Origin of the sequence: Ochrobactrum quorumnocens (assembly GCF_002278035.1) — a bacterium.
Taxonomy (GTDB): domain Bacteria; phylum Pseudomonadota; class Alphaproteobacteria; order Rhizobiales; family Rhizobiaceae; genus Brucella; species Brucella quorumnocens.
In genome coordinates this window covers 423,966-438,533 of sequence record NZ_CP022603.1, presented here as the reverse complement: position 1 = coordinate 438,533, position 14,568 = coordinate 423,966, and the positions used below count along the sequence as shown (strand labels likewise).

Sequence of the window (14,568 nt, the reverse complement as noted above, 5' to 3'; positions counted from 1 at the left end):
TCATCCTCCCGTTTTATGGTGAAGACCTGATTGCGCACTTTCTTTTTCGCGCACAAACGATCATGTTGGCGACAGATATGGCGTAATGTGCAAATTAATGTCAATCACAAACGATCAAAAATAAGCAATACTATTCTTACTTTGCATAAATATGATTGTTTATGATTGACACTGCCCGCATTTGTGTTTGATACAAGAAAAAGGAGGAGCCATGCACGAAAGAGAGCGCCACCGTATTATCCTGAGCGCGGTTCAGGAGAAGCCGGTGATCACCATTCAGGATCTGGTGGAATTGACGGAGGCGTCCGAAGCGACCCTTAGGCGCGACATTGCATCGCTTCATATGCAGGGCCGTATCAAGCGAGTACGTGGTGGCGCAGAGGCCATTCATCCACCACAGCTTGGCAGTCTTGCTGGCCGACCTTTTAAAGTATCGGAAACGGAAAATACTGACCGCAAGCGTGCAATCGCTCGCGAAGCTGTGTCGCTTTGCGAGGAAGGCGACAGCATCATTATCAATGGTGGCTCAACCACTTTTCAGATGGTGCACTACCTCGCAGCGCGTCGATTGCAGGTTCTGACCAATTCCTTTGCCATTGCCGAACACCTTCTGCGTCAGTCCAAAAGTACAGTTATCGTGCCTGGCGGAGCCATTTATCGCGATCAGAGCCTTATTCTTTCGCCCTTTGATAACGATGTGATCCGTAATTTCTACGGTCGACGCATGTTCATGGGCTGTCAGGGCGTCAGCCCTCTCGGCGTGATGGAATCGGACGCACTGATCATTCAGAGTGAACAAAAACTGATGGGCCAGGCAGACGATATTGTTCTGATGGTCGATTCATCGAAATTCACCCGTCGCTCCAGCCTTATTCTCTGTCCTCTCGACCGTATCAGCACGCTGATTACCGATGATGGCATCTCGGATGAGGCGCGGCGGATGGTGGAAAATGCAGGCATCAAGCTCATCGTGGCTCAGGTTTCTGCCAATGCCGGTAAAGGCAGCGAACGGGGGGAAGCCACAGAAGTCGCCTGAGCCGGACTTATCAATCTTAATGTTCTTAATCGGGAGGAATAGGACATGAAACTTTTCAAGAAACTGGCAATGGGCACGGCGTTGGCCGTTGCCTTCATGGCGACTGCCGCTCAGTCTGCCGACATGAAGATCGCACTTGTCGCGAAATCGCTTGGTAACGGCTTCTTTGAAGCGGCCAATAAAGGCGCACAGGAAGCCGCCAAAGAATTGGGTGGCGTTGAGGTCATTTATACTGGCCCGACAACAACCACTGCTGAAGGCCAGATCGAAGTCATCAACTCGTTGATCGCTCAGGGTGTCGACGCAATCGCTATCTCGGCCAACGATCCGGATGCTGTTGTTCCAGCGCTCAAGAAGGCCGCACAGCGCGGCATCAAGGTTATCTCTTGGGATTCCGGTGTCGCCGCCGAAGGTCGTATTGTCCATCTTAATCCCTCGTCAAATGATCTGATCGGCAAAATGTGCCTGACGCTAGCAGCTCACCATTTGCCGGACGGCAAGGGTGATTTCGCAATCCTGTCGGCAACGACCACCTCGACCAACCAGAACATCTGGATTGACGAGATGAAGAAGCAGCTCAAGGATTTTCCGGGCCTCAATCTCGTAACCACCGTTTACGGTGACGACCTTGCCGACAAGAGCTATCGCGAAGCGCAAGGCCTCCTCACTTCCAATCCAGCTGTGAAGGTGATTGTGGCGCCGACCACCGTTGGTGTACTCGCGGCCTCGCAGGCAGTTAAAGATGCAGGCAAGATCGGCGATGTTTATGTGACCGGCCTTGGCCTTCCATCTGAAATGGCTGGTGCCATCAAGTCGGGCGCGACCAAGGAATTTGCGATCTGGAACCCGATTGATCTCGGCTATTCCGCAACGCAGATTGCCTATCACCTCGTAAAGGGTGATGCAGATGGCAAGCCGGGCTCGGAAATCGAAGCTGGCCGCATGGGCAAGATCAAGATTGGCGAAAACGGCGAAGCGGCAATGAGCGATCCGTTCGTTTATGATGCCTCGAACATCGACGAATTCTCCAAGGTCTTCTGATTTTAGATTGAGACTTGATTGAGGTTGGCGGTGTAAGGCAGCACCTGACACCGCCATCATCTTCCGAATTTATTTCAGGTATTTCTGATGAATGCAGCTTTGCAAAAAAGCGGGCAATCGACCTTGTCTGCGGAGCCTGTTGATGGAACGGTTCAACCGTTGCTGGAGATGCGCGGCATTACCAAGACATTTCCCGGCGTCAGCGCGCTCGATAATGTCAATATTGCGCTTTACCCCGGCAAGGTAACTGCACTCATTGGTGAAAACGGTGCAGGCAAATCGACCCTCGTTAAGATCCTGACCGGGATCTACCAGCCCGATGACGGCGAAATCGTTATCGACGGCAAAGCATTGCGTTTTGCGACAGCGCAGGATGCGACCAATGCGGGCGTAACAGCAATTCATCAGGAAACCGTACTTTTTGACGAATTATCCGTCGGTGAAAATATCTATCTTGGTCATGCGCCACGCACAAAGCTTGGTTTTGTGAATTGGAGTGCCGTTTATGCACGGGCACAGGCCCTGCTCTCCTCACTTGAAATTACTGTCGATGCCCGCATCAAGCTCAAGGAGCTTTCGATTGCGCAACGACATCTTGTGGCGATCGCACGTGCGCTGTCGGTTGATGCGCAGATCGTCATCATGGACGAACCAACGGCAGCACTTTCACGCAAAGAGGTCGACGATCTTTTTCGGATCGTCGAGCGCCTGAAGGCGCAAGGCAAAGCGATCCTGTTTATCAGCCACAAGTTCGATGAAGTTTATGAAGTCGCCGATCATTATGCGGTTTTCCGCGATGGTTGTGCGGTGGGACACGGACTTCTGTCCGAAATGAACGAAAAAGAAATCGTCCGGCTGATGGTTGGACGTTCTGTGGCGAAAGCTTTTCCCAAGCAGGATTTTGCGCTTGGCGACACGGTTCTCAGTGTTGAAAATTACTCGCATCCAACCGAGTTTCGCGACATTTCATTTCATCTCAGGCGCGGCGAAATTCTCGGCATATATGGGCTTGTTGGTGCAGGTCGTTCAGAGTTCGCGCAATCATTGTTTGGCATGACAACACCTTCTGAGGGGCGTGTAACCCTGGAGGGCAAGGAAATCAGAACACGCCGCTCTGGCGAAGCCATCGCGCATGGCATTGTCTATGTTCCCGAAGAGCGCGGTCGGCACGGCGCAGTTTTGCAAATGCCGATTTTCCAGAATATTTCCCTGCCCTCGCTTGGACGCACATCGCGTCATGGGTTTCTACGAATGGCGAAAGAATTCAAGCTCGCGCGTAAATATGCCGAGCGGTTTGATCTTCGCGCCGCGGCACTTTCTGTACCTGTCGGAACGCTTTCTGGTGGCAATCAACAGAAGGTTGTTATTGGCAAATGGCTTGCAACCAATCCAAAGGTCATCATTCTCGATGAGCCGACCAAGGGCATCGATATAGGTTCCAAAGCCGCCGTTCATGAATTCATCAGTGAGCTTGCTGCCGAAGGTCTCAGCATTATTATGATTTCGTCGGAACTGCCTGAAATCATTGGTATGTCGGATCGTGTCATGGTCATGCGTGAAGGCTTGGTGGAAGGTATTTTTGATCGAGCAGGGCTTGATGCAGAAGTGTTGGTGCGTGCTGCAACGGGGAATGCGGGTTGAATATGAAACAGCTTCTCAAACAGCGCGAAGTTCTACTGCTTGTTATCATTGCGATTATGATCGGGCTGTTCTCATTGCGCGCACCTGGCTTTGCCTCACCACGTAATCTGGCAAATATCTTCAATGACACGTCGATCCTGATCATACTGGCACTGGGCCAGATGTCGGTCATTCTCACTAAATCCATTGATCTTTCCGTTGCGGCCAACTTGGCTTTTACCGGTATGGCTGTGGCGATGCTCAATGCAACCTTCCCGGAGCTACCACTGATCCTCCTGATCATAACGGCCATTGGCATCGGCGCGATCCTCGGCGCAATCAACGGTATCCTCGTCTGGAAGCTTAATATCCCGGCGATTGTGGTCACGCTTGGCACACTCACCATCTATCGCGGCATGGCCTTTGTGCTTTCTGGCGGTGCGTGGGTGAATGCGCACCAGATGACAGCGCCGTTTCTGAATACGCCACGCACCGTCTTCCTTGGCCTGCCTTTGCTGGGCTGGACAGCTATCGTAATTGTTGCGCTGGTCTTTGTGCTGCTGACACGCAGTTTCTTTGGACGCGCGCTTTATGCATCGGGCGGCAATCCAACAGCCGCGATCTATGCCGGCATCGATGTCGGACGCACACGCTTTTTTGCCTTTGTACTCTCTGGTTCTTTGGCAGGGCTTTGCGGATACCTCTGGGTGTCGCGCTATGCAGTTGCCTATGTCGATATCGCCAACGGGTTCGAGCTCGATAGTGTTGCAGCATGTGTGATTGGCGGCATTTCAATTGTGGGCGGCATCGGCACAGCAGTTGGTGCGGTGCTTGGCGCTTTGTTTCTCGGCGTGATCAAGAACGCCCTGCCCGTCATCAATATTTCTCCCTTCTGGCAAATGGCGATTTCCGGCGCTGTCATCATCGCCGCTGTGATCTTCAATGCACGACAGGAAAAGCGCGGTGGCCGCATCATTTTGCGTGAGAAAGCCGCAAAGACTTATGAGGAGCCAGCCGCGTGAGCGAAATAACCGAACGTCGTCAAATCCCTGATCGGCTTGGAACCTCCTATACGCGCCTGTTCGCCAGCTGGGAAATGTTGCTGCTTGGCGTTGCCATTGCGATCTTCATTGCAAACGCCTTTGCCTCGCCATTTTTCCTCAATGCTTGGAACTTGTCGGATGCGACCTTCAATTTTACGGAAAAAGCACTCATCGCTTTTGCCATGACGCTATTGATCATATCCGGTGAAATTGATCTGTCGGTCGCAGCAATTATCGCACTGGCCTCCACAGCGATGGGAGCTGCGGCACAAGCAGGCGTCGGCACGCCCGGATTGGTCCTGATAGGTATTGGCACCGGTCTTGTCTGCGGAGCAATTAATGGGGGTCTTGTTGCAGGGTTGAAACTCCCCTCCATTGTGGTCACCATTGGCACTATGAGCCTCTTTCGCGGTGTTTCCTATATCGTGCTTGGCGATAAAGCTTATGGCGGCTACCCGGCAAGCTTTGCTTATTTCGGGCAGGGCTATGTTTTCTGGGTTTTCTCATTTGAATTTGTGCTGTTCATTGTTGCCGCCATCATTTTCGGCACGCTCCTTCACTGCACTAGTTTCGGCCGGCGGATCTATGCCATCGGTAACAATGAATTCGCAGCGCGCTTTTCAGGTATTCCGGTAGAGCGGATGAAGTTCACCCTGTTTCTGCTAACCGGCGTCATGAGCGGCACTGCTGCCGTCTGTCTTACGTCTCGCCTTGGCTCCACCCGGCCTTCCATCGCACAGGGATGGGAACTTGAGGTGGTGACAATGGTCGTGCTTGGCGGTGTGTCTATCCTGGGCGGTGCAGGCAGCATCATCGGCGTAGTGATTGCCGCTTTCGTTATGGGACTTGTGACCTTCGGGCTTGGGCTTCTCAATGTGCCAGGTATTGTGATGTCTATCTTCATTGGCCTTTTGTTGATCATCACGATTTCGCTTCCGATCCTTGGCCGAAAATTCAAGGCGAGGCACAGGATATGACGACTGAGCGCTATGCTTTCCGGATGCAGCTACATCCCGGTATGGAGGCTGAATATCGCCGCCGCCATGACGAAATCTGGTCTGAACTCGTTGATCTTCTGCATGAGGCGGGTGTTTCTGATTATTCAATATGGCTGGATGAGGATACGCATATTCTGTTTGGTGTGCTGACACGCACCAAGCCGAATGACATGGCAGTCTTGCCCGATCATCCTGTGATGAAAAAGTGGTGGGCGCATATGGCGGACATCATGGAAACCAACCCCGATAACGCGCCGATCTCCTCCAACCTCAACCTTGTATTTCATATGCCATGAAGCGCATTGCCATTCTCGATATCGGCAAGACCAATGCCAAGACCGTTCTTTTGAACTCAGAAACGGGTGAAGAGATTGCGGTTCGTCGCACACCGAACACGGTCCTGCGCGATGGCCCATATCCGCATTATGACATTGAGGCTTTGTGGCGCTTTTTCATCGAGAGCCTGAAAACCTTTGCGAGAGAGCCGGGTTTTGATGCCATATCAATAACGACCCACGGTGCAAGCGCTGCCCTGCTTGATAAAAATGGCGAGCTTGCCATGCCTTTACTCGACTATGAGCACGATTACGGGTCTGAAATTCGTGCAGCTTATGCTCGCATCAAACCTCCTTTTGAAGAAACGTTCTCGCCGACACTATCGCTGGGGCTTAATGTCGGTGCGCAACTTCACTATCTGAAAAAGGAATTTCCAGATGATTTTGCGAATGTGCACCGCATTCTGACCTACCCGCAATATTGGGCATATCGGCTTACCGGAATTGCTTCTGTGGAAGTTACATCGCTCGGTTGTCACACAGACCTGTGGTGTCCAAAGAGCGGCACCTTTTCTTCGCTGGTCGAAAGTCTAGGTCTTGAAGGTAAGTTTCCGCCCTTGCGGTCCGCTTTTGATGCGCTTGGAACACTGCGCCCGGAAATAGCCGATGAAATCGGATTATCGCCCCCCGTACCGGTTCACTGCGGGCTTCACGATTCAAATGCATCGCTGCTATCACATCTCATGGATCGTAAGCCGCCGTTCTCAGTTGTCTCTACTGGTACTTGGGTGGTGAGCTTTGCGGTGGGCGGCAATCTTGAGGGCCTCGATCCGAAGCGCGATACGCTGGCAAATGTCGATGCCTATGGTCGTGCTGTCCCCTCCGCCCGCTATATGGGTGGGCGGGAATTCGACCTTATGACCGAAGGCATCGATGCACCTTCATTGAAGGAGGGTGCCAGAATGGTTGAGGAGGTTCTGAAGCGTGGCGTCATGGCGCTGCCATCTGCTGTTCCGGGCTGCGGTCCTTACCCGGACACAAGTCTGCGCTGGATCAATACAGAAAGTGCCAGCTCGGAAGCGCTTTATATTGCTGCCTGCCTTTATGCGGCGCTGATGACGGAAGCATGTCTTGATCTGTTGGGTGCGGATGGGCCGATTATTGTCGAGGGACCATTTGCGGCAAACAGTTTCTATCTCTCAGCATTGGCCGGATTTTCAGAGCGCGAAGTGATTGCTGTTTCGGGCTCGACTGGAACGGCATTAGGTGCAGGTTTATTAGCAGGGGCCACAATTCCGGTGATGCACAATCAAAGATATCTAGCCGATATTGACCAGTATAAAATTTATAAAAAACAATGGGTAAATCTATCTAATTGACAGTTTAATTTATCAAGAAAAGCCCGGATTTCACATCTGAAATCCGGGCTATCATTTATTAGTTCAGTGCCTTGTCCCGCGTTTCCACATTGATGAAGAACGCGATGATCCCGGCCAACGCCAGCAATCCGGCAAACATTGCCACCGCCACGTTGAAGCTTTGGCTGATGACCAAAGCGAGGGCAGACGGTGCGAGCAATCCACCAAGACGAGCCATAGCGCCTGCCGCACCCATTCCGCTTGCGCGCAAGGCTGTTGGATAAAGCTCAGGCGTGAACGCATAAAGTGCCCCCCACGTTCCGAGCAGAGCAAAGCTCATGATCAGGATTGAAGCACCAACCAAGGTCGAGCTAACCGCAACTGTGAAGAGCGCGCAGGCAGCAGCACTGATGAAGAGAAAGCCGATCAGCGTTTTCTTGCGGCCCCATGCTTCGACGCCATAGGCTGCAAGCGCATAACCCGGCAACTGCGCCAGAGCAACGATAACCAGAAAGCCATAACCGCGTACAAAGCCAAAACCGTCACCTGCAAGCTTTGCCGGGATCCATGTGAAGATGCCGTAATAGGAGACCGATACAAGGAACCAGATCGCTAAGGTGGTCAGCGTTCGCTGACGTAAGTTCGGCGATAACAGCTTTTCGTTGGTCACCATAAGCGGCGCGATAAGAATCGTCTTGGGTGGCAGTTCGGCCTTACCGTTCTTACGCAGAACGCGATTCATAACGGCTTTGGCTTCTTTAGTCTGGCCGATTTTGAGCAGGTGCATTGGCGATTCCGGCACCCAGAAACGCAACCAGATGCCGATCAACGCAGGAGCAGCAGTCACGACAAAGATATAGCGCCACGCGTCTGCAACGCCTGCAAGGCTTGCAGCCCATGCGGCCAACGCAATGATGACGGTGCCAACGGCCCAGAAACCTTCAAGCATCACCAGCCAGCGCCCGCGGTTCTTTGAGGGGAGGAACTCCGCCATCATCGCATAATCGACAGGCAAGGTGCCACCAACAGCGATCCCCGTCAGAAAGCGCAACCCAAGCAGAATGGCAAAATTGGGTGAGAAAGCTGATAGCAGGCCAAACACGGCATCGCAGGCAACTGTAATAAGAAGGACGCGACGACGACCATATTTATCAGCGAGCCTGCCGAAGAGCGCAGCACCTATAAGCATCCCGAGAAAGAATAATGTGCCGGTCTGCAGAGCTTGCGGGACGGTTAAGCCGAAAGTCATTGCAATCGAAGCGGCAGTAAAGCCTACGGCCAGCACTTGCATGGCATCTGCAGCCCAGACCAATCCAAATACGCCGAGAAGGTTACGCTGGAAGGGGCCGGCTCCGGCCTGATCGAGCGTTTGTTCGATAGTAACTTTCATGCCGCGCTGATCCCCTCTTTCCGGCCAAAATTCTACGGTGCTTTTGCTGCGCCTCTCAATGACATCTGTCAATGATAGTCCGGCGAAAAAGCCCTGCTTTTGCTTAAAGTGAGCATAAGTAATGTATCGGTGCGACTTTCATGACACTCTCAAAGGGCTGCTATACTCCGACTCGGCGTTCGTGTCCCAAATGGATGCTGCGCGCTGGCGGGCGAGTCGAGCAAGTCGTGTCACACTGAGTCTTACGGTGGGTGCGCATACAGCCGCAATCGCAACTGTAAACCTTGCCGCGAGGTGGCTTAATCGTCATATTTTAAATTAATAATCTTTTGTATCTATCTGGTATTTATATATATTTACCGTTACCCTATCATTTTCGAGACTACTTTATGACTGACCCCATCTGAGAAATTTGTCGGTTTCGAGTGAATTATGAAGGGGGTTGTTAACCTTCATTTTTTATTACTAAGGCTCATTCGGGCGACATATCTATGGTTCAGGTATCATGCGTAATTTGAGAGAAAACTTTCCCCATACTAATGGTAATCGTGCAGAAACTGCTTCCGAGCAGAAGCCGCAACGCGACCCGTTGGGAGCGCATTCACCGGATTCGGATGGAGCGTGGAAGGCGCATTTTTCGCTTGGAGCAAATGTGCGCTTTACGCGTACGCCGGAGGTTGAACTCGTTCGACGTCGCGGCGAAGATTTGCCGGATATCAACGGTCGTACGAAGGGTGCCGTTTCAGAAGCCTCTCCTGCTGAAGTTGAGAAGGCTGCGGAAGCCCAGCCGATGGCTGTCGCTGCTCTTCAGCAGTCGGTATCACAAAATATGGTTCGCACGCCCGTCGCACCTGTTCCACCTGTTGTGACGGCCGCCCCTGTCGCTCCGCTCGCACAGCCGGTTGAAGCTGCACCTGCGCAGGTCGCTGTGACGGCGGAGGTTGAGCCGATTAGCTCAAGCAACCCCATCAGTAATGCAACTGTTTCTGCATTCGCTCATCTGTCAGATTTCGCGTTCTGGGAAAGCTTCGATTTTGATTCAGCTCCGGCACAGCCTATTGCCGCTGTCGTCGCAGAAACACCAAAGCGCCCTGCTCCAACAGTTGAATCCATCATTGCGCAGTTCCGCACTGTCGAGTGGAACAAGCAGAAAGTTGAAGAAGTACCAGTTGCTGCGGTCGCGCAGCCAGTTGTCACCGAGCCTGCACCACAGCCCACTGTAGCAGCTGTCGCAGAAGTGAGAATTGAAGCGCCCATCATGCCTGAGCCTGTTGCTGTTCAGGTTGAAGCACCTGCGGCACCAACTGTTGAAGCGGAAGCGCCGAAGGTCGAGGAAGTCGTCGCAGTATCTCAGGAACCTATCGAAACCGATGTGGTCCTGAATGTTGTCGACGAGCAGTTTGTTGAAGAGGCAGAACAGCCCGCGCCGGTTGCTGCACCTGCAAAAACTGCACCTTCTATTGCGCTTTATCAGCCTCAGCCCCTCCCCCGTACGGAAGCTGTCGTCATGCATGGCGACTACGAGTTTCCGCCGCGCGATCTGCTTCAGGAGCCTCCTTCGCTAGATGGCAATGTCATCACGCAGGAAATGCTTGAGCGTAGCGCTGGCCTGCTCGAAAGTGTACTGGAAGATTTTGGCGTGCGTGGCGAGATCATTCATGTTCGCCCCGGCCCTGTCGTTACGCTCTATGAATTTGAACCTGCACCGGGTGTAAAGTCTTCCCGCGTCATCGGTCTGGCGGATGATATTGCGCGCTCAATGTCAGCATTGTCGGCCCGCGTTGCTGTTGTTCCAGGCCGTAATGTCATTGGTATCGAGTTGCCGAATGCCAATCGCGAAACGGTTTATCTGCGTGAGATGATCGACTCCCGGACGTTCGAATCTTCGAACTATCGTCTGCCGCTTTGCCTTGGCAAAGGCATTGGTGGCGAGCCGATTATCGCAGAACTGGCCAAGATGCCTCACCTGCTCGTAGCTGGCACCACAGGCTCGGGTAAGTCGGTTGCCATCAACACTATGATCCTATCGCTGCTCTACCGCTTCAAGCCGGAAGAATGCCGTCTGATCATGGTCGATCCAAAGATGCTGGAACTCTCCATCTATGATGGCATTCCGCATCTGCTGACGCCTGTTGTTACCGATCCGAAGAAGGCCGTTGTGGCTCTTAAATGGGCCGTGCGCGAGATGGAAGACCGCTATCGTAAGATGGCACGTCTTGGCGTGCGCAACATCGAGGGCTTCAATCAGCGTGCAGCTTCCGCCAAGGGCAAAGGCGAAACCGTGATGTGCACGGTGCAGTCGGGCTTTGACAAGGAAACAAGTGAACCCACCTACGTTCAGGAAGAACTCGATCTGACGCCAATGCCATACATCGTGGTTATCATCGACGAAATGGCTGACCTGATGATGGTTGCTGGCAAGGATATTGAAGGTGCCGTGCAGCGTTTGGCGCAGATGGCGCGCGCCGCAGGTATCCACCTTATCATGGCAACGCAGCGTCCTTCGGTTGACGTTATCACTGGCACGATCAAGGCAAACTTCCCGACCCGTATCTCGTTCCAGGTCACGTCCAAGATCGATAGCCGAACGATCCTCGGCGAAATGGGCGCAGAACAGCTTCTCGGCCAGGGCGACATGCTGCATATGGCTGGTGGCGGCCGTATCGTTCGCGTCCACGGACCATTCGTTTCTGATGAAGAAGTCGAAAAGGTCGTCAATCATCTGAAGGAACAGGGCCGCCCAGACTATCTGGCGACTGTAACCGAAGATGAAGAAGATGATGACACAGCCCAGGACGCGGCGGTGTTTGACAGCTCTGCAATGGGTTCGGAAGATGGCGACGATGTTTACGAGCAGGCCGTCAAGGTCGTGATGCGCGACAAGAAATGCTCGACCTCCTACATCCAGCGCCGTCTAGGCATCGGTTATAATCGCGCTGCCTCGCTCGTTGAACGCATGGAACAGGAGGGCCTGGTTGGCGCTGCCAACCATGTCGGCAAGCGCGAAATTCTGACTGGTAGTCGCGACTGATTGGTCAAAATAAGAGCGTCAAAAAGCCGGGTCGCGTGAGCGTTCCGGCTTTTTTTATACGCACGGACAAGGGCTTACGCAGGGTTGCAAAACGCCGCTTGTCAACTTATCCATTTAGGTTAATAATTGGTTCATTCGTACATTCTTGACTACCGGACGGCGTAGCTTTCGAAGTTATCGCCGCGCCCAAAAACAGGGAGAATGATCGATGAAAAGCATAATCGTTGGACCCAGCGACAGAGATCGAGTGGTCACACAGCAGGTATTGCAAAACATAAAATCCCAGATGGAAAAGCCGTCCGAAGATCGGACACAGGTTTGCAATGTTTTGCGCCTTTCTAAAGGTGGTTATTCGCATCGCAGACGCAGAGTTCATAAAAGCGCATAACCTGATTTATATATGCCAGCGCCATGTCCGCTCAGAGGACATCAGGCGCTGTTTTTTTGGCTAAATCATGTCGCATCTAATCGTAACCACTGCACGCGCTCTATCTCTTTGTTTTTCCGCGACATGCTCTAATATGCTCTTTCAGTAACATTCTTTTGCCGTGCGCTGCACTTTCTTAAGTATGCCTTCTGGGGTATCTGAGGGCAGTTTGTCCCTCGCCCAAGTTCAGGAAACTGCCATGTCCGCCCCGGCCCAAACAAATGAAGCCCCTCAAAAGAAGAAGTCGCGGTTCTTCCTCGGTTTTTTGTCAATTCTGGCTTTTGGTTTGTTTGCCTTGTTTCTTGGTCTGGGGATTTGGCAGGTAGAGCGCTTACAATGGAAGCTCGATCTCATAGCGCGTGTTGATGCACGTGTGCATGCCGAACCAATTGCAGCTCCGGGGCGTGATGACTGGGCCAATGTCAATCAGGCTGAAGATGAATACAGGCATGTCGCACTGACCGGAACCTATCTTAACGACAAGGAAATACTTGTTCGTGCTTTGACCGAGCGTGGTTCAGGTTTTTGGGTTCTTACCCCTTTACGCTCTAACGATGGTGCTCTGACATTCATAAATCGCGGTTTTATACCAGACACCAAGCGTGATCCTGCATTGCTGGCCGAGACGCAGATTGACGGGGAAACGACTGTAACTGGCCTTTTGCGTATGCCTGAGCCAGATGGCTTTTTCCTTCGCCCCAACGATCCCGTCCGCAATGAATGGAACTCGCGCGACGTGGTGGCTTTTGCCGCCAAAGAAGGCCTTGGCACCGTAGCGCCTTATTTCATTGATGCCGACGCACAGTCAAACCCGGGCAACGTGCCAATTGGCGGTCTGACTGTCGTCGCTTTCCGCAACAACCATCTTTCTTATGCGATTACATGGTTTGCACTCGCGGCGATGGTTGCCGGTGCCGCCATTTTTGTCTGGCGGCACGAGCGGAAGGCAAATAGCTAGACATGCAGCGCATGGCCGAGCGCCTTCATGCTGGCTTCGGCAAAGCCTTCACTCAGCGTCGGGTGGGCATGGATCGTACCGGCAATATCTTCCAGACGTGCACCCATTTCGACGGCTTGAGCAAAGGCTGCTGATAGTTCCGAAATGCCTGCCCCAACTGCTTGAATACCAAGGATGACATGATTGTCAGCTCGCGCCACAACGCGGATCATGCCGTCCTCCCTTTCGATGGTCATCGCGCGACCATTGGCCTGAAATGGAAAAATTCCGGTCTGAATATTGTGTCCTGCCTTGCGGGCATCGTCAGGCGATAAGCCCACAGTCACGATTTCAGGATCTGTAAAGCAGACGGCAGGAATGCAGCGTTTATCCCAGACCTGCTTGCCGCCTGCAATAATTTCAGCCACCATTTCGCCTTGCACCATAGCTCGATGCGCAAGCATCGGTTCGCCGGTCACATCTCCAATCGCGTAGACACCGCGCATGGAAGTGCGGCATCTATCGTCAATACGAATAAAGCGCCCTTCCATATCAAGACGGATCTCGCTCAACCCCCACCCATCCGTCTGCGGCTTGCGTCCGACCGTGACAAGCACCTTGTCTGCATCGATTGAATGGGTAGCACCATCGGATGTCGTGACCTCCAATGCTGTGCTGTCCGACTTCATGCCTTTGGCGGAGGTATTGGTGAGTACCTCAACACCAAACTGTTTCAGCCGCGCCATGACTGGTCGCGTCAGTTCCACATCATATTGCGGCAGAATGCGGTCAGTTGCTTCAACGATCGTGACTTTCGAGCCGAGTTTGGCAAATGCCGTGCCTATTTCAAGCCCTATATAACCGCCGCCAACGATTGCCAGTTTTTCTGGTATTTTTTCGAGAGCGAGTGCTTCGGTCGATGAAATAATATTGCCGCCAAACGGCAACGAGGTAATTTCTACCGGCACAGAACCCGTCGCAATGACGATGTTTTCAGCATGGATTGTCTGGCGTCCGGTATCGGTATCGACCAGCACGGTCTTGCCATCGATGAACCGGGCCTGTCCCTGAAACATGCGCACATGGGAGCGTTTTAGAAGACCCGCCACGCCGCTGTTAAGCCGGTTGACGATACCGTCTTTCCACTCAAGCGTTTTGACAAAGTCAATTGCGGGGTTTTGTGTCGTAATGCCAAGAGAACTCTTGTTTGCGAATGTTGTGAGGCGATGAAACTCGTCTGCTGCATGGATCAGCGCCTTCGACGGAATGCAGCCGACGTTCAGACATGTGCCGCCGAGACGCTTTTTTTCGACGAGTACGGTATCAATGCCAAGCTGTCCTGCACGTATGCCGCAGACATATCCGCCGGGACCACCACCAATGATCAGAAGTTTGCAGGAAATTTCACTCAT

At 52.7% G+C, this 14,568-nt stretch carries 12 protein-coding genes; 10 read left to right on the top strand and 2 right to left on the bottom strand.

The window, feature by feature from the left end:
• The first annotated feature begins 211 nt into the window (after nucleotides 1-211).
• From CES85_RS02165 to CES85_RS02135, 7 genes are all read left to right on the top strand, one after another.
• Nucleotides 212-1,036: a DeoR/GlpR family DNA-binding transcription regulator gene (locus tag CES85_RS02165; protein WP_095444429.1), complete on the top strand. Its 825-nt coding sequence runs from the start codon at nucleotides 212-214 to the stop codon at nucleotides 1,034-1,036.
• Nucleotides 1,037-1,081: 45 nt separating this feature from the next.
• The gene (gene rhaS / locus CES85_RS02160; protein ID WP_095444428.1) at nucleotides 1,082-2,077 is read left to right on the top strand and encodes a rhamnose ABC transporter substrate-binding protein; all 996 of its coding nucleotides are present in this window, start codon (nucleotides 1,082-1,084) and stop codon (nucleotides 2,075-2,077) included.
• Nucleotides 2,078-2,164: 87 nt separating this feature from the next.
• Entirely contained in the window at nucleotides 2,165-3,718 is a 1,554-nt protein-coding gene (locus CES85_RS02155; protein WP_095444427.1) for a sugar ABC transporter ATP-binding protein, read from the top strand.
• Nucleotides 3,719-3,720: 2 nt separating this feature from the next.
• Nucleotides 3,721-4,719 carry an ABC transporter permease gene (locus CES85_RS02150; protein WP_095444426.1) on the top strand — a complete coding sequence of 333 codons (999 nt, stop codon included), beginning with the start codon at nucleotides 3,721-3,723 and terminating at the stop codon, nucleotides 4,717-4,719.
• Nucleotides 4,716-5,717 carry an ABC transporter permease gene (locus CES85_RS02145; protein ID WP_095444425.1) on the top strand — a complete coding sequence of 334 codons (1,002 nt, stop codon included), beginning with the start codon at nucleotides 4,716-4,718 and terminating at the stop codon, nucleotides 5,715-5,717. Before CES85_RS02150 ends, CES85_RS02145 begins: the two co-directional genes overlap by 4 nt.
• Complete coding sequence (gene rhaM, locus CES85_RS02140; protein WP_095444424.1) at nucleotides 5,714-6,034, top strand: L-rhamnose mutarotase; 321 nt, start codon at nucleotides 5,714-5,716, stop codon at nucleotides 6,032-6,034. The genes CES85_RS02145 and rhaM overlap by 4 nt, the downstream gene beginning before the upstream one ends.
• Nucleotides 6,031-7,392, top strand: coding sequence for an FGGY-family carbohydrate kinase (locus tag CES85_RS02135; protein ID WP_095444423.1), 1,362 nt, complete (start codon nucleotides 6,031-6,033; stop codon nucleotides 7,390-7,392). The genes rhaM and CES85_RS02135 overlap by 4 nt, the downstream gene beginning before the upstream one ends.
• Nucleotides 7,393-7,450: 58 nt before the next feature.
• Here CES85_RS02135 and CES85_RS02130 read toward each other — a convergent pair whose 3' ends face one another.
• Nucleotides 7,451-8,761 carry an MFS transporter gene (locus CES85_RS02130; protein ID WP_095444422.1) on the bottom strand — a complete coding sequence of 437 codons (1,311 nt, stop codon included), beginning with the start codon at nucleotides 8,759-8,761 and terminating at the stop codon, nucleotides 7,451-7,453.
• 505 nt (nucleotides 8,762-9,266) lie between these two features.
• On the opposite strand from CES85_RS02130, the gene CES85_RS02125 reads away from it, so the two are divergent.
• From CES85_RS02125 to CES85_RS02115, 3 genes are all read left to right on the top strand, one after another.
• Nucleotides 9,267-11,792 carry a DNA translocase FtsK gene (locus CES85_RS02125; protein ID WP_095444421.1) on the top strand — a complete coding sequence of 842 codons (2,526 nt, stop codon included), beginning with the start codon at nucleotides 9,267-9,269 and terminating at the stop codon, nucleotides 11,790-11,792.
• A gap of 208 nt (nucleotides 11,793-12,000) precedes the next feature.
• A complete protein-coding gene (locus CES85_RS02120) occupies nucleotides 12,001-12,180 on the top strand; it encodes a hypothetical protein (protein ID WP_095444420.1) in 180 nt (59 codons plus the stop codon).
• 238 nt (nucleotides 12,181-12,418) lie between these two features.
• Nucleotides 12,419-13,177 (top strand): SURF1 family protein, encoded by a 759-nt coding sequence (locus tag CES85_RS02115; protein ID WP_095444419.1) that lies wholly within the window; start codon nucleotides 12,419-12,421, stop codon nucleotides 13,175-13,177.
• Here CES85_RS02115 and lpdA read toward each other — a convergent pair.
• Nucleotides 13,174-14,568 (bottom strand): dihydrolipoyl dehydrogenase, encoded by a 1,395-nt coding sequence (gene lpdA / locus CES85_RS02110; RefSeq protein ID WP_095444418.1) that lies wholly within the window; start codon nucleotides 14,566-14,568, stop codon nucleotides 13,174-13,176. The genes CES85_RS02115 and lpdA overlap by 4 nt on opposite strands.